Source organism: Methylotenera versatilis 301 (assembly GCF_000093025.1).
Taxonomy (GTDB): domain Bacteria; phylum Pseudomonadota; class Gammaproteobacteria; order Burkholderiales; family Methylophilaceae; genus Methylotenera; species Methylotenera versatilis.
Genome location: NC_014207.1, coordinates 357,215 through 375,749 on the forward strand (window position 1 = coordinate 357,215; position 18,535 = coordinate 375,749).

The 18,535-nt window shown below is 43.0% G+C and carries 13 protein-coding genes and 5 tRNA genes; all 18 read left to right on the plus strand.

What is annotated here, in order from left to right; genetic code table 11:
- Nucleotides 1-11: 11 nt before the first annotated feature.
- The 18 genes from M301_RS01665 to tuf (M301_RS01750) all read left to right on the plus strand — a co-directional run bounded on the left by M301_RS01665 (nucleotide 12) and on the right by tuf (M301_RS01750) (nucleotide 18,492).
- Nucleotides 12-87, plus strand: a tRNA-Thr gene (locus M301_RS01665).
- A 73-nt stretch (nucleotides 88-160) separates the two neighbouring features.
- A tRNA-Tyr gene (locus M301_RS01670) sits at nucleotides 161-245 on the plus strand.
- Nucleotides 246-321: 76 nt separating this feature from the next.
- A tRNA-Gly gene (locus M301_RS01675) sits at nucleotides 322-397 on the plus strand.
- A 23-nt stretch (nucleotides 398-420) separates the two neighbouring features.
- A tRNA-Thr gene (locus tag M301_RS01680) sits at nucleotides 421-495 on the plus strand.
- Between the two features lie 119 nt (nucleotides 496-614).
- Entirely contained in the window at nucleotides 615-1,805 is a 1,191-nt protein-coding gene (gene tuf, locus M301_RS01685) for an elongation factor Tu (RefSeq protein WP_013147026.1), read from the plus strand.
- Between the two features lie 77 nt (nucleotides 1,806-1,882).
- Nucleotides 1,883-1,958, plus strand: a tRNA-Trp gene (locus tag M301_RS01690).
- A gap of 52 nt (nucleotides 1,959-2,010) precedes the next feature.
- Nucleotides 2,011-2,358: a preprotein translocase subunit SecE gene (gene secE / locus M301_RS01695; protein ID WP_013147027.1), complete on the plus strand. Its 348-nt coding sequence runs from the start codon at nucleotides 2,011-2,013 to the stop codon at nucleotides 2,356-2,358.
- Nucleotides 2,358-2,894 carry a transcription termination/antitermination protein NusG gene (gene nusG / locus M301_RS01700; protein ID WP_013147028.1) on the plus strand — a complete coding sequence of 179 codons (537 nt, stop codon included), beginning with the start codon at nucleotides 2,358-2,360 and terminating at the stop codon, nucleotides 2,892-2,894. The genes secE and nusG overlap by 1 nt, the downstream gene beginning before the upstream one ends.
- 80 nt (nucleotides 2,895-2,974) lie before the next feature.
- A complete protein-coding gene (rplK, locus tag M301_RS01705) occupies nucleotides 2,975-3,406 on the plus strand; it encodes a 50S ribosomal protein L11 (RefSeq protein ID WP_013147029.1) in 432 nt (143 codons plus the stop codon).
- 1 nt (nucleotide 3,407) lies between these two features.
- Nucleotides 3,408-4,094: a 50S ribosomal protein L1 gene (gene rplA, locus M301_RS01710; protein WP_013147030.1), complete on the plus strand. Its 687-nt coding sequence runs from the start codon at nucleotides 3,408-3,410 to the stop codon at nucleotides 4,092-4,094.
- Between the two features lie 338 nt (nucleotides 4,095-4,432).
- Nucleotides 4,433-4,924: a 50S ribosomal protein L10 gene (gene rplJ / locus M301_RS01715; protein WP_013147031.1), complete on the plus strand. Its 492-nt coding sequence runs from the start codon at nucleotides 4,433-4,435 to the stop codon at nucleotides 4,922-4,924.
- A 39-nt stretch (nucleotides 4,925-4,963) separates the two neighbouring features.
- The gene (gene rplL / locus M301_RS01720; RefSeq protein ID WP_013147032.1) at nucleotides 4,964-5,341 is read left to right on the plus strand and encodes a 50S ribosomal protein L7/L12; all 378 of its coding nucleotides are present in this window, start codon (nucleotides 4,964-4,966) and stop codon (nucleotides 5,339-5,341) included.
- A 194-nt stretch (nucleotides 5,342-5,535) separates the two neighbouring features.
- Nucleotides 5,536-9,708: a DNA-directed RNA polymerase subunit beta gene (gene rpoB, locus M301_RS01725; RefSeq protein ID WP_013147033.1), complete on the plus strand. Its 4,173-nt coding sequence runs from the start codon at nucleotides 5,536-5,538 to the stop codon at nucleotides 9,706-9,708.
- Between the two features lie 11 nt (nucleotides 9,709-9,719).
- A complete protein-coding gene (gene rpoC, locus M301_RS01730) occupies nucleotides 9,720-13,964 on the plus strand; it encodes a DNA-directed RNA polymerase subunit beta' (RefSeq protein WP_013147034.1) in 4,245 nt (1,414 codons plus the stop codon).
- Nucleotides 13,965-14,121: 157 nt separating this feature from the next.
- A complete protein-coding gene (rpsL, locus tag M301_RS01735) occupies nucleotides 14,122-14,508 on the plus strand; it encodes a 30S ribosomal protein S12 (RefSeq protein WP_013147035.1) in 387 nt (128 codons plus the stop codon).
- 92 nt (nucleotides 14,509-14,600) lie between these two features.
- The gene (gene rpsG / locus M301_RS01740) at nucleotides 14,601-15,071 is read left to right on the plus strand and encodes a 30S ribosomal protein S7 (protein ID WP_013147036.1); all 471 of its coding nucleotides are present in this window, start codon (nucleotides 14,601-14,603) and stop codon (nucleotides 15,069-15,071) included.
- A 97-nt stretch (nucleotides 15,072-15,168) separates the two neighbouring features.
- A complete protein-coding gene (gene fusA, locus M301_RS01745; protein ID WP_013147037.1) occupies nucleotides 15,169-17,259 on the plus strand; it encodes an elongation factor G in 2,091 nt (696 codons plus the stop codon).
- A gap of 42 nt (nucleotides 17,260-17,301) precedes the next feature.
- Complete coding sequence (gene tuf / locus M301_RS01750) at nucleotides 17,302-18,492, plus strand: elongation factor Tu (RefSeq protein WP_013147026.1); 1,191 nt, start codon at nucleotides 17,302-17,304, stop codon at nucleotides 18,490-18,492.
- Nucleotides 18,493-18,535: the final 43 nt, after the last annotated feature.

Sequence of the window (18,535 nt, forward strand, 5' to 3'; positions counted from 1 at the left end):
CTCAAATAAACGCCGGATTAGCTCAGTTGGTAGAGCAGCGCACTTGTAATGCGAAGGTCGTCAGTTCGATTCCGACATCCGGCACCAAATTCTTAAACATTTACCCTTTTATACAATTTGACAGCCAGTCGAATTTTCAGCATAATCGTGGGTTCGGTTTGGAGGGGTGGCCGAGTGGTTAAAGGCGACGGACTGTAAATCCGTTCTCTCAGAGTACGAAGGTTCGAATCCTTCCCCCTCCACCAAAGTTTGTAACACACCGATTTTGCAAAAGTAGTAGTTGTATAGTTTGAGCCTGTTGGCGCTGGTTAAGGTGGATGCGCGGGTGTAGCTCAGTTGGTAGAGCTTCAGTTTTCCAAACTGAATGTCGCGAGTTCGAGTCTCGTCGCCCGCTCCAAAGACTGGGTACGCAGAACAAGCGCCCATGTGGCTCAGTGGTAGAGCACTCCCTTGGTAAGGGAGAGGTCGCGGGTCCGATTCCCGCCATGGGCACCAAATGATGTGTTAAAGGTTGGTTGTTGTATCAACTTGATTTAAGTAAGTTTTAATTTGAACAAGTTTTATTAATTTTAATAAAACTTATAGTTAATAAAATATTGTAAAGGACTGAAGCAATGGCAAAAGGTAAATTTGAGCGGACCAAGCCGCACGTTAACGTAGGCACAATTGGCCACGTTGACCATGGTAAAACAACACTAACGGCAGCGATTACAACAATCCTGTCTAAAAAATTCGGTGGCGAAGCAAAAGCCTACGATCAAATTGACGCAGCACCAGAAGAAAAAGCACGTGGTATTACGATTAATACTGCCCACGTTGAATACGAAACAGCTAACCGCCACTACGCACACGTAGACTGTCCAGGCCACGCCGACTATGTTAAAAACATGATCACCGGCGCAGCACAAATGGACGGCGCGATCTTAGTATGTTCAGCAGCTGACGGTCCTATGCCACAAACACGTGAACACATCCTATTAGCACGTCAAGTTGGCGTACCTTATATCGTTGTTTACCTAAACAAAGCAGACTTAGTAGACGATGCTGAATTATTAGAACTCGTTGAAATGGAAGTGCGTGACTTGCTCAGCAAATACGACTTCCCAGGTGACGATACACCAATCATCACAGGCTCAGCACGTGCAGCATTAGAAGGCGACCAAACAGAAATCGGCGAGCCATCAATCTTCCGTCTTGCAGATGCATTAGACAACTACATCCCAATGCCAGAACGCGCAATTGACGGTACATTCTTAATGCCGGTTGAAGATGTATTCTCAATCTCTGGTCGTGGTACTGTAGTAACTGGTCGTATTGAACGCGGCATCATCAAAGTCGGTGAAGAAATTGAAATTGTTGGTCTAAAACCAACCGTAAAAACAACCTGTACTGGTGTTGAAATGTTCCGTAAATTACTAGACCAAGGTATGGCTGGTGATAACGTAGGTGTATTACTACGTGGTACAAAACGTGAAGACATCGAACGTGGTCAAGTATTAGCTAAATCAGGCTCAATCAAACCACACACAAAATTCACAGCAGAAATCTACGTGCTAGGTAAAGATGAAGGTGGTCGTCACACACCATTCTTCCAAGGTTACCGTCCACAATTCTACTTCCGTACTACAGACGTAACGGGCGCAGTAGAATTGCCAGCAGGAACAGAAATGGTCATGCCAGGTGATAACGTATCAATCACAGTGACATTGATCTCACCAATCGCGATGGAAGAAGGCTTGCGCTTCGCTATTCGTGAAGGTGGTCGTACTGTGGGTGCTGGTGTGGTGGCTAAGATTATTGAGTAATAAAAAGTTTTAAATAAAAAGCTACGCTAACAACCCAGCGTGGCTTTTTAAGTTGTGAGGCGTTAAGCCTAAACTACAGGCCAATAGCTCAATTGGTAGAGTATCGGTCTCCAAAACCGAGGGTTGGGGGTTCGACACCCTCTTGGCCTGCCAAATTTGAAGTGATGTTTTAGACATTATTTAAGTAACGCTAATTAAGTGAATTATGATCAACAAAATTAAGTTGTTGGTGGCATTTTTGCTACTCGCTGCAGGCATTGCAGGATTTTACCTGTTGGCAGACAAAGCTACCGTGTTGCGTATACTTGCGGTGCTTGCTGGCTTAGGTGCTTCTGTTGCGGTGCTGTGGACAACGCCTATTGGTCAGCAGTCGCTTGTGTTTATCGGTGAGGCTGTAGCTGAGGCGCGTAAAGTGGTGTGGCCGACACGTAAAGAAACAACGCAAACTACTATGGTGGTCTTTGTGTTGGTGGTGATCATGGCTGCATTCTTAGCGGTGGTTGATATCGGATTTGCATTTATGGTGCAGTGGTTAATGGGACGGGGCGCGTAATGAGTATGAAATGGTACGCGGTACAAGCTTTCTCAGGTTTTGAGAAGTCAGTGCAAAAGGGACTGGAAGAGCGCATCGTTCGCACTGGTCTGCAAGAGCAATTTGGTCAGATTCTAGTTCCAATCGAAGAAGTGATTGAGATGAAGGCTGGTCAAAAAACCATTTCTGAGCGCAAGCTTTATCCTGGTTATGTTTTAGTGCAAATGGCTATGACTGACGAAAGTTGGCATTTGGTTAAAAGTACGCCACGCGTAACAGCATTTATTGGTGGTAGCGCACAAAAGCCTACTCCAATCAAAGACAAAGAAGTAGATATCATCTTGCAGCGCATTGATGATAGTAAAAGTAATCCTACGCAAAAACTCACCTTTGAAAAAGGCGAGTCAGTACGCATTGTTGACGGTCCATTTAAAGATTTTTCTGGCAACGTTGAAGATGTTAACTACGAGAAGAGTAAGTTACATGTGTCTGTTGTGATTTTTGGACGCTCTACACCAGTTGAACTTGAGTTCAGTCAAATCGAAAAAGAAGTTTAGTAAGTCGTTGTATTTAAGTAGTTATGTTTAACGGGGAGCTAAAGTAATTTGGCGATATTACCCATTTTAGGAGTTATACCATGGCAAAGAAAGTCATTGGCTACATCAAACTGCAGATTCCTGCAGGTAAAGCCAACCCAAGTCCACCAGTCGGTCCAGCATTGGGTCAACGCGGTTTGAATATTATGGAATTCTGTAAGGCATTTAATGCTGCAACGCAAGGCGTAGAGCCAGGCTTGCCAATTCCAGTAGTGATTACAGCATTTGCTGATAAGAGCTTCACATTTGTGATGAAAACGCCTCCGGCGACTATTCTTATCAAAAAAGCGGCGAACATCACTAAAGGTTCACCACGTCCGCATACTGATAAAGTGGGCAAAATTACTCGTAAACAAGCTGAAGAAATTGCTACAACAAAAATGCCTGACTTAACAGCGTCAGATATGGATGCTGCAGTACGTACTATTGCAGGTAGTGCACGTAGTATGGGTATTGAAGTGGAGGGCGTATAACATGGCTAAAAGAATTGATGCACTACGTGCAAAAGTAGACCGTAACAAACTTTATCCAGTGACTGATGGTTTAACTATCGTTAAAGAAAATGCAACTGCAAAATTCAATGAATCAATTGATGCTGTTGTGAATCTAGGTATTGATGCTCGTAAATCTGACCAATTGGTTCGTGGTGCTTTAGTGTTGCCTAACGGAACAGGTAAAACAACACGCGTTGCAGTTTTTGCGCAAGGTGCACAAGCTGAAGCGGCTAAAGCTGCTGGTGCTGATATCGTTGGTTTTGAAGATTTGGCTGAGCAAGTTAAAGCTGGTGTAATGGATTTTGATATTGTTATTGCAACGCCAGATGCAATGCGTATCGTTGGTGCTTTAGGTCAAATCTTAGGCCCACGTGGTTTAATGCCAAATCCAAAAGTAGGTACTGTAACTCCTGATGCTGCTACTGCTGTTAAAAACGCAAAAGCTGGTCAAGTGCAATACCGTACAGATAAAGGCGGTATTATCCATTGCACAATCGGTCGCGCTTCTTTCACGGTTGAGCAATTACAAGGCAACTTGTTAGCTTTGGTGGATGCTTTAAATAAAGCAAAACCAGCTTCAACAAAAGGTGTTTACCTTAAGAAGCTATCTATCTCTAGCACTATGGGTGCTGGTGTACGTGTAGATCAAGCAAGTTTAGTAGCGTAATAAAGAATGATGATTGGGGCTTGCAAGCCCCAATCGCAAAGGGCTTTGGGCTCATTGATAAGTCTGAGTTTTATTAATCAATGAGGTTATCAAAGACCGTAGGTGTCCGAAAAGACTTAATGTCAGCGGTTTCTCGGTGGGTGAAGAAGTGAAATTTACTTTAACCTCTGCTTTGAATTTGCTAAACCCTACGCAGATGGCGTATCCCTAAACAGGAAAAATATCTCCCAGTGAATGGTCGCCGTAAAATGGTTTTTAGTGTTTTTAATACTAAAAGCAGATTCTGTTTTAGTAATAATTTATTGTTAGAACAGAGATTTTAACGGAAGGAGAAGACCTTGAGTCTAAATCTTACAGAGAAAAAAGCAGTAGTTGCTGAAGTAAGCGCGCAAGTTGCGGAAGCTCAAGCAATTGTTCTTGCTGAATATCGTGGTATGGGCGTGGCTGACATGACTGTATTACGCTCAGATGCTAGAAAATCAGGCGTGTATCTACGTGTGTTGAAAAACTCACTAGTGCGCCGTGCAGTTGAAGGCACAGCATTTTCAGCATTAGCAGATAGCATGATTGGCCCGTTGGTGTTTGGTATTTCATCAGACCCAGTTGCTGCGGCTAAAGTGTTGAACAATTTTGCAAAAACTAACGACAAGTTCGTGATTAAAGCGGGTGCAATTCCGAATCAGTTGATGGATGTTGCTGGCGTACAAGCCTTAGCGTCTACACTAAGTCGCGAAGAGTTGCTTGCTAAGTTTGCTCGTACGCTCAACGAAGTGCCAACCAAATTCGCTCGCGCGATGGCGGCAATTCGTGATGCTAAAGAAGCAGCTTAATTCATTTAACTACATTATTTATTTATAGGGAATATTCAAATGGCAATTACAAATGCAGATATTTTAGATGCAGTAGGCAAGATGTCAGTTTTAGATTTGACAGCATTTATTAAAGAAATCGAAGAAAAATTTGGCGTATCAGCAGCTGCCGTAGCAGTAGCAGCTGGCGCTGGCGCTGGTGCACCAGCTGCAGCAGCTGCAGAGCAAACTGAGTTCACAGTTATGATTTTAACTGCTGGCGAACAAAAAGTTAGCGCAATTAAAGCAGTTCGTGAAATCACTGGTTTAGGCTTGAAAGAAGCTAAAGACCTAGTTGATGGCGCACCTAAAGCAGTTAAAGAAGGTGTTTCAAAAGCTGATGCTGATGCAGCATTGAAAAAATTGATTGAAGCTGGCGCGACTGGCGAACTTAAGTAATTAGTTCGTTTTAGTGTTATTTAGGCTGACGGGAGACCGTCAGCCTTCGCCGTTTATAGCGGCGTAAAAAATGTAACAAAATGTAATTAAATTTCGTACTTAACATGAAGTTAGAAATAAAAATACTTTCAACGTTTTAGATTCAACTCTAGAACAAGTATTTTAATTTCTGCCCTCAAACATTAGGAGATGCAATGAGCTATTCCTTCACCGAAAAGAAACGCCTTCGTAAAAGTTTCGCCAAGCGCGAAAGTGTTCAAGAAATTCCATACTTACTTGCAATGCAGTTAGAGTCATACAAAGCATTCTTGCAAGCAGAAATCCCAGCAGATAAGCGTACAGAAGATGGTTTGCAATCTACTTTCGCTTCAGTTTTCCCTATCATCAGCCATTCAGGTAATGCGCGTTTAGATTACGTTAGCTATCAATTAGGCGCTGAGCCTTTTGATGTAAAAGAGTGTCAACAGCGTGGTTTAACTTACGCTGCACCTTTGCGCGTAAAAGTTCGTTTGACCATTATGGACAAAGAAGCTTCTAAGCCAACAGTTAAAGAAGTGAAAGAGCAAGAAGTTTACATGGGCGAATTGCCTTTGATGACGGAAAATGGCTCATTTGTGATTAACGGTACTGAGCGTGTGATTGTTTCTCAATTACATCGTAGCCCAGGCGTGTTCTTTGAGCATGATCGTGGTAAAACACATAGCTCAGGTAAATTGCTATTCTCAGCACGTATCATTCCTTACCGTGGCTCGTGGTTAGATTTCGAGTTTGATCCTAAAGATTACTTGTATTTCCGTATCGATCGTCGCCGTAAAATGCCAGTGACCATTTTGCTTAAAGCACTTGGTTATACGCCAGAGCAAATCATCGCTACATTCTTTGACTTCGATACTTTCCACGTCAGTGCAAAAGGTGTTGAGTTCACATTAGTGCCTGATCGTCTACGTGGCGAAGTGGCTAAATTTGACATCGTAGCTAAAGATGGTGAAGTATTAGTTGCAAAAGACAAGCGTATTACCGTAAAACATATCCGTGATATGGAAAAAGCTGGCGTGAGCAAAATTGCTGTGCCACAAGACTTTATTCTAGGTCGTGCGATTGGTAAAAATATTGTTGATAAAGAAACTGGCGAAATCGTTGCGAATGCCAATGATGAAATTACAGAATCATTGTTAGAGAAATTAATTGACGCAAAAGTAGGCGAAATTAATACCCTTTATTCTAATGACTTAGATCACGGCGACTATATCTCTCAAACATTACGTATTGATGAAATTCCTGATCAATATAGTGCACGTGTTGCGATTTACCGCATGATGCGCCCAGGCGAGCCGCCAACTGAAGATTCAGTAGAAGCGCTATTTAATGGTTTATTCTTCAATGAAGATCGTTATGATTTGTCACGCGTAGGTCGTATGAAGTTTAATCGTCGTGCATTCCCTGAAAAAGCGGAAGATCGTCAATCAAACTGGATGCGTAAGTTCTACGAGACGGTAGGTCCACGTGGTGCTGAAGGTGCGTACATTCTTTCAAATGACGATATCCTTGCTGTTATTGGCGTTTTGCTAGAGTTACGCAATGGCCGTGGCGAAATCGATGATATTGACCATTTAGGTAATCGTCGTATTCGTTCAGTAGGCGAGTTGGCAGAAAATCAATTCCGTACAGGTCTAGTTCGTGTAGAGCGCGCTGTTAAAGAGCGTTTGTCACAAGCTGAATCAGACAACTTGATGCCGCATGACTTGATTAACGCTAAACCAGTATCTAGCGCAATTCGTGAATTCTTTGGCTCAAGCCAATTGTCACAGTTTATGGATCAAACCAATCCATTGTCTGAAATTACGCATAAACGCCGTATCTCAGCACTTGGCCCTGGTGGTTTGACACGTGAACGCGCAGGTTTCGAAGTGCGTGACGTTCACTCAACCCACTATGGTCGTATGTGTCCGATTGAAACACCTGAAGGTCCAAACATTGGTTTGATTAACTCATTGGCTTTGTATGCACGTACTAATGAATACGGTTTCTTAGAAACACCGTATCGTCGTGTAGAAGGCAATAAAGTGTCTGACACTATTGACTATCTTTCAGCCATTGAAGAAAGCCAGTACATGATCGCGCAAGCGAACACAGACTTAGATGCTAAGAACATGTTTGTTGAAGACTTGGTCTCATCACGTCATCACAACGAGTTCACCATGACGCAGCCAGATCGCGTTCAATATATGGACGTTGCGCCTGGTCAAATTGTATCTGTTGCGGCTTCATTGATTCCATTCTTGGAACACGATGATGCGAACCGCGCATTGATGGGTGCCAACATGCAACGTCAAGCAGTGCCTTGTCTACGTGCTGAAAAAGCCGTGGTTGGTACAGGTATTGAGCGTACTGTAGCGGTCGACTCTGGTACGACAGTGCAAGCGCGTCGTGGCGGTTTGGTAGATTACGTTGATTCTGGTCGTATCGTGGTTCGTGTAAACGATGATGAAGCAAAAGATGGTGAAGTTGGTGTAGATATTTACAACTTAACTAAATATACACGGTCAAACCAGAACACAAACATTAACCAACGTCCATTGGTTCGCGTAGGCGATAAATTGGCACGCGGTGATGTGATTGCCGATGGTGCTTCAACGGATATGGGTGAGTTGGCTTTAGGTCAAAACATGTTAGTTGGCTTTATGCCTTGGAATGGTTATAACTACGAAGACTCGATTTTGATTTCAGAGCGCGTAGTTGCAGATGACCGCTACACTTCAATTCACATTGAAGAGCTAACTGTTGTTGCTCGCGATACGAAACTTGGTGCTGAAGAAATCACACAAGATATTTCAAACCTAAGCGAGCGTATGTTAGGTCGTTTGGATGAAGTGGGTATTATTTATATCGGTGCTGATGTTGAGGCGGGCGATGTTCTAGTTGGTAAAGTGACTCCAAAAGGTGAAACACAACTGACGCCAGAAGAGAAATTGTTACGCGCTATTTTCGGTGAAAAAGCTTCTGATGTTAAAGATACTTCATTGCGCGTGCCATCAGGCATGAGCGGTACAGTGATTGACGTACAAGTGTTTACACGTGAAGGTTTAGAGCGTGATTCACGTGCGCAACAAATTATTGATGATCAGTTAACTCATTACAAACAAGACTTAGCCGACCAAATGCGTATTGTTGAAGACGATGCATTCGGACGTATTCGTCGCTTGATTGAAGGTAAAACTGCAACTGGTGGTCCTAATAAACTGAAAAAAGGCGATGTGCTAACTGCTGAGTATTTAGCTTCAGTAGGTCGCTATGACTGGTTTGATATTCGCTTAACTGACGAAGAAACAGCACGTCAATTAGAGCAATTGAAAGACAGTTTGGCTCAAGCACGTGTTAACTTTGACAGCAAATTTGAAGAGAAAAAACGTAAATTAACGCAAGGTGATGAGTTGCCAGCTGGCGTACAGAAAATGGTTAAAGTGTATTTAGCTGTTAAACGTCGCATTCAGCCTGGTGATAAAATGGCCGGTCGTCACGGTAACAAGGGTGTTATTTCAAAAATCTGTCCAATCGAAGATATGCCGCACATGGCGGATGGTACACCTATGGACATCGTGTTGAACCCACTAGGTGTTCCTTCACGTATGAACATCGGTCAGATTCTAGAAGTTCACTTGGGCTGGGCTGCTAAAGGTCTAGGTTTGCGTATTGATGAAATGTTACGCGAAGAAGCTAAAGTAGCTGATATCCGTAAGTTCCTTGAGCAAATCTACAACGACAGCACAGGTAAAAAAGAAGATATCAATTCGTTTACTGACACTGAAGTATTAGAACTTGCACGTAACCTAACAAACGGCGTGCCTTTCGCAACGCCAGTATTTGATGGTGCAGCAGAATCTGATATTAAAGCGATGCTAGATTTAGCTTACCCCGATGATGCAGCGCGTACTAAACAGTTGAAATTCCATGCTGGTAAGACGCAAGTGACGTTATTCGATGGTCGCACAGGTGATGCATTTGAACGTCCAGTCACTGTTGGTTATATGCACGTATTGAAATTGCATCACTTGGTTGATGACAAAATGCATGCACGTTCAACAGGTCCTTACTCATTAGTCACGCAACAACCATTGGGCGGTAAAGCACAATTTGGTGGTCAGCGTTTCGGTGAGATGGAGGTTTGGGCGCTTGAAGCTTATGGTGCTTCATATACATTACAAGAAATGCTGACAGTGAAGTCTGATGACGTCACTGGTCGTACAAAAGTATATGAAAATATTGTTAAAGGCGAACACAAAATTGATGCTGGTATGCCGGAATCATTCAACGTGTTAGTGAAAGAAATTCGTTCACTTGCTATCGACATTGACCTAGACAGAAACTAAGGAGAACAGACTTGAAAGCTCTATTAGACTTATTTAAACAGGTAACGCAAGAAGAAGAGTTCGATGCTATTAAGATTGCACTCGCTTCACCTGAAAAAATCCGTTCATGGTCATATGGCGAAGTTAAAAAGCCAGAAACTATCAACTACCGTACATTCAAGCCTGAGCGTGATGGCTTGTTCTGTGCAAAAATCTTTGGCCCGATAAAAGACTACGAGTGTCTATGCGGTAAATATAAACGTCTAAAACATCGCGGCGTTATCTGCGAAAAATGTGGTGTTGAAGTTACTTTATCTAAAGTGCGTCGTGAGCGTATGGGTCACATTGATCTAGCCTCACCAGTAGCACACATTTGGTTCTTGAAATCACTACCAAGCCGTTTAGGTATGGTATTAGATATCGCTTTACGTGATATTGAACGCGTATTGTATTTCGAAGCATTCATCGTGGTTGATCCTGGCATGACGCCGCTTACACGCGGTCAGTTATTGACTGAAGATGACTACTTGGCAAAAGTTGAAGAATACGGCGACGAATTCAATGCTGTTATGGGTGCTGAAGCGGTGCGTGAGTTATTACGCACGATGGACATTGAGCGTGAAGTGACACAATTACGCCAAGACTTAGGCGCAACAGGCTCTGAAGCAAAAATCAAGAAAATTGCTAAACGCTTAAAAGTGTTAGAAGCATTCCAAAAATCTGGCATTAAACCAGAGTGGATGATTCTTGAAATCTTACCAGTATTGCCACCAGAATTACGTCCATTGGTACCATTGGATGGCGGTCGTTTTGCGACTTCAGATTTGAACGACTTATATCGTCGCGTGATTAACCGTAACAACCGTTTAAAACGCTTGTTAGAGTTAAAAGCACCTGAAATTATCGTACGTAATGAAAAGCGTATGTTGCAAGAAGCTGTGGACTCACTATTGGATAACGGTCGTCGCGGTAAAGTGATGACTGGTGCTAACAAGCGCCCATTGAAATCATTAGCTGATATGATTAAAGGTAAAGGCGGTCGTTTCCGTCAGAACTTGTTGGGTAAACGTGTGGATTACTCAGGTCGTTCAGTGATTGTGGTTGGTCCGCAACTGAAATTGCACCAATGTGGTTTGCCTAAGAAAATGGCTTTGGAATTGTTCAAACCATTCATTTTCCATAAATTGGAAGTGTTAGGTATTGCAACAACGATTAAAGCAGCGAAGAAAAAAGTTGAAGAAGAAGGACCAGAAGTTTGGGATATTCTCGAGGATGTAATCCGCGAGCATCCAGTTTTACTTAACCGTGCGCCAACATTGCACCGTTTAGGTATTCAAGCTTTTGAACCTATCTTGATCGAAGGTAAAGCAATCCAATTGCACCCATTAGTTTGTGCGGCATTCAACGCCGACTTCGATGGTGACCAAATGGCTGTTCACGTTCCATTGTCGCTAGAAGCGCAAATGGAAGCACGTACTTTGATGTTGGCTTCTAACAACGTATTGTCTCCAGCAAACGGTGAGCCAATTATCGTTCCATCACAAGATATCGTGTTGGGTCTTTACTACATGACGCGTGAAAGAGTAGCCGCTCGCGGTGAAGGCATGCGTTTTGCCGATGTTAAAGAAGTGCAACGTGTATTTGACCAAGGTTTGATTGATATTCACGCGAAAATTACCGTGCGTATTAAAGAGTACGAGTTAGATTTAGACGGTGTTAAAACTGAAAAAACTAACCGCTATGAAACTACTGTTGGCCGTGCATTATTGTCACAAATTCTGCCAGCTGGTTTAGCTTATAGTAACCTTGATAAAGCATTGAAAAAGAAAGAAATCTCTAAGTTAATCAATGCTTCATTCCGTAAAGTAGGCATCCGCGAAACAGTTATTTTTGCTGATAAACTAAAAGACGCAGGTTACTCATACGCAACTAAAGCTGGTATTTCTATTAGTATTAACGATATGTTAGTACCAAAAGAAAAAGGTGCGTTGATTGCTTCAGCAGAGTCAGAAGTGAAAGAGATTGAAGATCAGTATGTTTCAGGCTTGGTAACACAAGGTGAGCGTTACAATAAAGTAGTGGATATCTGGGGTCGTGCAAGTGATAAAGTTGCTGATGCCATGATGAAGCAACTTAAAGAAGAAGATGTATTAGACGCTGGTGGTAAGCAAATTAAAGACAAAGCAGGTAAAGTGCTACGTCAAGAATCATTTAATGCTATTTATATGATGGCCGACTCAGGTGCGCGTGGTTCTGCAGCTCAGATTCGTCAGTTAGCTGGTATGCGCGGCCTGATGGCGAAACCAGATGGTTCTATTATTGAAACGCCGATTAAAGCGAACTTCCGTGATGGTCTAAACGTATTGCAATACTTTATTTCAACCCACGGTGCTCGTAAAGGTCTAGCCGATACTGCGTTGAAAACAGCGAACTCTGGTTACTTAACACGTCGTCTAGTGGATGTAACACAAGATTTAGTCGTGACTGAAATTGACTGTGGTACAAGTGATGGTTTGGTAACTAAAGCCTTGGTAAAAGGCGGTGAAGTGATTGAGCCGTTGCACGATCGTATTTTAGGTCGTACGGCTGCACTTGATGTGGTTAACCCAGAAACGCAAGAAGTGATTTACCCAGCTGGTACATTATTGGGTGAAGATGAAGTTGAGCATCTTGATGCGCTTGGTATTGATGAAGTGAAAGTGCGTACTGCGCTTACCTGTGATACACGCTATGGTATCTGTGCTAAATGTTATGGACGTGACCTAGGTCGTGGTAAATTAATTAGCATGGGTGAGGCTGTGGGTGTGATCGCGGCGCAATCAATTGGTGAGCCTGGTACACAGTTGACCATGCGTACATTCCACATTGGTGGTGCGGCTTCACGTGCGGCTTCAGTGTCGCAAGTTGAAGGTAAGTCTAACGGTGTATTGAACTTCACTTCTACGATGCGTTACGTAACGAATGCGCGTAATGAGCAAGTGGTGATTTCACGTAATGGTGAAGTGATCATTGCTGATGAAAACGGTCGTGAGCGTGAGCGTCATAAAGTGCCATACGGTGCAACATTGCAAATTACTGATGGTAAAACAGTAAAAGCGGGTCAAGCGATCGCAACATGGGATCCACATACCCGTCCAATTATTACTGAGTACGCGGGTCAAATTAAATTTGAAAACGTGGAAGAAGGTATTACCGTTGCTAAGCAAATTGATGATGTGACTGGTTTGTCATCATTGGTGGTGATCGATCCTAAACAGCGTGCTGGCCAAACTAAAGGCCTACGTCCACAAGTTAAATTGTTGGATGTTAACGGTGTTGAAGTGAAAATTACTGGTAGTGAGCAGTCAGTGAATACTACATTCCAGTTGGGTTGTATTATTACTGTTAAAGATGGTCAAGAAGTAGGCGTTGGTGAAGTGATCGCGCGTATTCCACAAGAGTCATCTAAAACACGTGATATTACCGGGGGTCTTCCACGCGTAGCTGAGTTGTTTGAAGCGCGTTCACCAAAAGATGCAGGTATGTTAGCTGAAGTGACGGGTACTGTTTCATTCGGTAAAGATACTAAAGGTAAGCAACGTTTAGTGATTACTGATTTAGATGGCATCACCAGTGAGTTCTTGATTCCTAAAGATAAACACGTAACGGCACATGATGGCCAAGTGGTGACTAAGGGTGAGAGCATTGTTGATGGTCCAGCTGAGCCGCAAGATATTCTGCGTTTACAAGGCCGCGAAGCATTAGCACGTTATATCATCGACGAAGTGCAAGACGTTTATCGTTTGCAAGGTGTGAAGATTAATGACAAACATATTGAAGTGATTGTGCGCCAAATGTTACGCCGTGTACGCGTGACAGATGCAGGTGATACGAACTTCATTATGGGCGAGCAAGTAGAGCGCGCAGATTTGTTGCTAGAAAATGAACGCGTGATTCCATTAAATCTTCGTCCAGCTGAATTTGAATATGTATTGCTAGGTATCACTAAAGCATCATTATCAACAGATTCATTTATCTCTGCGGCTTCGTTCCAAGAAACAACGCGTGTGCTAACTGAAGCGGCTATTTTAGGTAAACGTGATGAATTGCGTGGCTTGAAAGAAAACGTCATTGTTGGACGCTTGATTCCAGCAGGTACAGGCTTGGCATATCATGATGCGCGTAAGCGTGCCGCGGCTGCAGGCAGTGCTCCAGCGAAAGAAATTCCAGCTGAAGCATTGTTTACAGAAGCTGAAGTTCCAGCAGTAGAAGTGGTAAGTGAAACGGCAGCAGAATAAAATCAAACAATTAAAGGCTTGACAATAAAAGTCAGGCTAAATAGAATGTTGGGTTTTTCAGGATAGCTAAATTGTCAGCGATGACATTGCTATCCTGATTTGTTTTGCAAAATTTTAAAAAGTAATATTTGAAGACATCAATTAGAGGTTATAGGCAATGCCAACCATCAATCAGTTAATACGCAAACCACGCGCTAAAGTGGTCACAAAAAGTAAAGTGCCAGCACTTGAATCATGCCCACAAAAACGTGGTGTTTGTACACGTGTTTACACAACAACACCTAAAAAGCCTAACTCAGCTTTGCGTAAAGTTGCAAAAGTACGTTTAACTAATGGCTACGAAGTGATTAGTTACATCGGTGGTGAAGGCCATAACTTGCAAGAGCATAGCGTGGTATTGCTACGCGGCGGTCGTGTAAAAGATCTGCCGGGTGTGCGTTACCATATGGTGCGTGGTAGTTTGGATACGGCTGGTGTTAAAGACCGTAAACAATCACGTTCTAAATACGGTGCTAAACGTCCTAAAGCGGGTAAAGCAGCGTAATTTATTACGAGTAATGTAATGCATTTAAGCGGCTGAAACGCCTTGCTAATGTAGTTGCTAGCAAAAACTAATTTAATAGAATAGAGAAAATAATGCCAAGACGTAGAGAAGTCCCCAAACGCAACATTCTTCCTGATCCAAAATTTGGAAGCCAAGAAGTGTCAAAATTTGTAAACGTATTGATGACGGGTGGTAAAAAATCTGTTGCTGAGCGTATTTTATACGGTGCGTTTGACCAAATTGCAGCTAAAACAGGTAAAGATGCTTTGGAGGTATTTACACTTGCATTAACAAACTTACGTCCATTAGTTGAAGTTAAGAGCCGTCGCGTCGGTGGTGCAAACTATCAAGTGCCGGTAGAAGTGCGTCCTAACCGTCGTAGTGCTTTGGCGATGCGTTGGATGCGCGATGCAGCGCGTAAACGTGGTGAGAAGTCAATGGGCTTGCGTTTAGCTGCTGAATTAACTGAAGCTTCTGAAGGTCGTGGTTCAGCAATGAAAAAACGTGAAGAAGTTCACCGTATGGCAGAAGCGAATAAAGCATTCTCACATTTCAGATTCTAATATTTGAATGTTGTTTGGTTGGCCTAAGTAAGTGCTTAGGCCATTTGCATCGCTCTTTAAGAATTTAAGCAATAATATTTAAGTAAAGGTAATAGCCGTGGCTCGTATAACCCCTATTGAACGCTATCGTAACATTGGTATTTCTGCGCACATTGATGCAGGTAAGACTACAACGACTGAACGTATCTTGTTTTACACAGGCGTAAACCACAAAATTGGTGAAGTGCACAATGGTGCTGCAACAATGGACTGGATGGAGCAAGAGCAGGAGCGCGGTATTACTATTACTTCAGCAGCAACTACTTGCTTCTGGAAGGGTATGGCTGGTCAATTTGATCAACACCGTATTAATATTATTGATACTCCAGGCCACGTTGACTTTACGATTGAAGTAGAGCGTTCAATGCGTGTGCTTGATGGTGCATGTATGGTGTATTGTGCTGTGGGTGGTGTTCAACCTCAGTCTGAAACAGTATGGCGCCAAGCAAATAAATACAAAGTGCCACGTTTAGCGTTCGTTAACAAAATGGACCGCGCTGGTGCTAACTTCTTTAAAGTGTACGATCAAATGCGTGCACGTCTAAAAGCGAATCCAATTCCTTTGCAAGTGCCAATCGGTGCTGAAGATAAATTCGAAGGCGTTGTTGATCTTATTAAGATGAAAGCTATCTACTGGGACGATGCTTCACAAGGTATGAAGTTTGACTACCGTGAAATTCCTGCAGACTTAAAAGCTGAATGTGATAAATGGCGTGAAAATATGGTGGAAGCGGCAGCGGAAGCTACAGAAGAGCTAATGAATAAATACCTTGAAGAAGGTGATTTGTCTGAAGCTGACATCATGGTTGGTTTGCGTATGCGTACTATTGCTTTTGAAATTGTGCCGATGGTATGTGGTTCAGCTTTCAAAAACAAAGGTGTTCAAGCGATGTTGGATAAAGTTGTTGAGTTGATGCCTGCTCCAACAGATATTCCGCCAACTAAAGCTGAAGATGGTGACGGTAATGAGATCCGTCTTAGAGCTTCTGATGATGAGAAATTCTCTGCATTAGCATTTAAAATTATGACTGATCCGTTCGTTGGTCAATTGATTTTCTTCCGCGTTTATTCTGGTGTAATTAACGCTGGTGATACTGTTTACAACCCAATTAAGGGTAAAAAAGAGCGTATCGGCCGTATCGTGCAAATGCATGCAAATACTCGTGAGCCTCTAACTGAGGTTCGTGCAGGTGATATTGCTGCGGCTATTGGTTTGAAAGAAGCGACTACAGGTGACACGTTATGTAGCTTGAATGATGAGATCATCTTAGAGCGCATGATATTCCCTGAGCCAGTGATTCACGTTGCTGTTGAGCCAAAAACAAAGGCTGACCAAGAAAAAATGGGTGTTGCTTTAAACCGTTTGGCGCAAGAAGATCCGTCTTTCCGCGTTAAAACAGATGAAGAAACTAACCAAACGATTATTTCTGGTATGGGTGAGTTGCATCTTGAGATTCTAGTTGATCGTATGCGTCGTGAATTTAACGTTGAAGCAAACGTTGGTGCACCGCAAGTGGCTTACCGTGAAGCGATCAAGAAAAAGGTTGAAGTTGAAGGTAAATTCGTTAAGCAATCTGGTGGTAAAGGTCAATATGGTCACGTATGGCTAATTCTTGAGCCAAATGAGCCAGGTAAAGGTTTCGAGTTTATCGATCAAATTAAAGGCGGCACAGTTCCACGCGAGTTTATTCCTGCAGTTGAAAAAGGTTTGCGCGAAACTATTCCATCAGGCGTTTTAGCTGGCTTCCCGGTTGTAGACGTAAAAGTGACATTATTTGATGGTTCATACCATGACGTTGACTCGAACGAAAACGCCTTTAAAATGGCGGCTTCAATCGGCTTCAAAGATGGTATGCGTAAAGCAGATCCGATCTTGCTAGAGCCTATGATGGCTGTAGAAGTTGAAACGCCAGAAGATTACATGGGTGACATCATGGGTGATTTGTCATCTCGTCGCGGTATGATCCAAGGTATGGAAGACAATGCAACAGGTAAGGTATTGCGCGCTGAAGTGCCGCTGGCTGAGATGTTTGGTTACTCAACTACTGTACGTTCATTGTCACAAGGCCGTGCAAGTTACAGTATGGAATTTAAGCACTACACAGAAGCACCAAGAAACGTGGCTGAAGCCATTATGAATAAGAAGTAATTAAAAACTATTCTTAATATATTAAATTTAAAGGAAAATTAAATGGCAAAAGGTAAATTTGAGCGGACCAAGCCGCACGTTAACGTAGGCACAATTGGCCACGTTGACCATGGTAAAACAACACTAACGGCAGCGATTACAACAATCCTGTCTAAAAAATTCGGTGGCGAAGCAAAAGCCTACGATCAAATTGACGCAGCACCAGAAGAAAAAGCACGTGGTATTACGATTAATACTGCCCACGTTGAATACGAAACAGCTAACCGCCACTACGCACACGTAGACTGTCCAGGCCACGCCGACTATGTTAAAAACATGATCACCGGCGCAGCACAAATGGACGGCGCGATCTTAGTATGTTCAGCAGCTGACGGTCCTATGCCACAAACACGTGAACACATCCTATTAGCACGTCAAGTTGGCGTACCTTATATCGTTGTTTACCTAAACAAAGCAGACTTAGTAGACGATGCTGAGTTATTAGAACTCGTTGAAATGGAAGTACGTGACTTGCTCAGCAAATACGACTTCCCAGGTGACGATACACCAATCATCACAGGCTCAGCACGTGCAGCATTAGAAGGCGACCAAACAGAAATCGGCGAGCCATCAATCTTCCGTCTTGCAGATGCATTAGACAACTACATCCCAATGCCAGAACGCGCAATTGACGGTACATTCTTAATGCCGGTTGAAGATGTATTCTCAATCTCTGGTCGTGGTACTGTAGTAACTGGTCGTATTGAACGCGGCATCATCAAAGTCGGTGAAGAAATTGAAATTGTTGGTCTAAAACCAACCGTAAAAACAACCTGTACTGGTGTTGAAATGTTCCGTAAATTACTAGACCAAGGTATGGCTGGTGATAACGTAGGTGTATTACTACGTGGTACAAAACGTGAAGACATCGAACGTGGTCAAGTATTAGCTAAATCAGGCTCAATCAAACCACACACAAAATTCACAGCAGAAATCTACGTGCTAGGTAAAGATGAAGGTGGTCGTCACACACCATTCTTCCAAGGTTACCGTCCACAATTCTACTTCCGTACTACAGACGTAACGGGCGCAGTAGAATTGCCAGCAGGAACAGAAATGGTCATGCCAGGTGATAACGTATCAATCACAGTGACATTGATCTCACCAATCGCGATGGAAGAAGGCTTGCGCTTCGCTATTCGTGAAGGTGGTCGTACTGTGGGTGCTGGTGTGGTGGCTAAGATTATTGAGTAGTTGTAATAAACAAGTAGTTTAATCAAACGGCAGAGTGAACTCT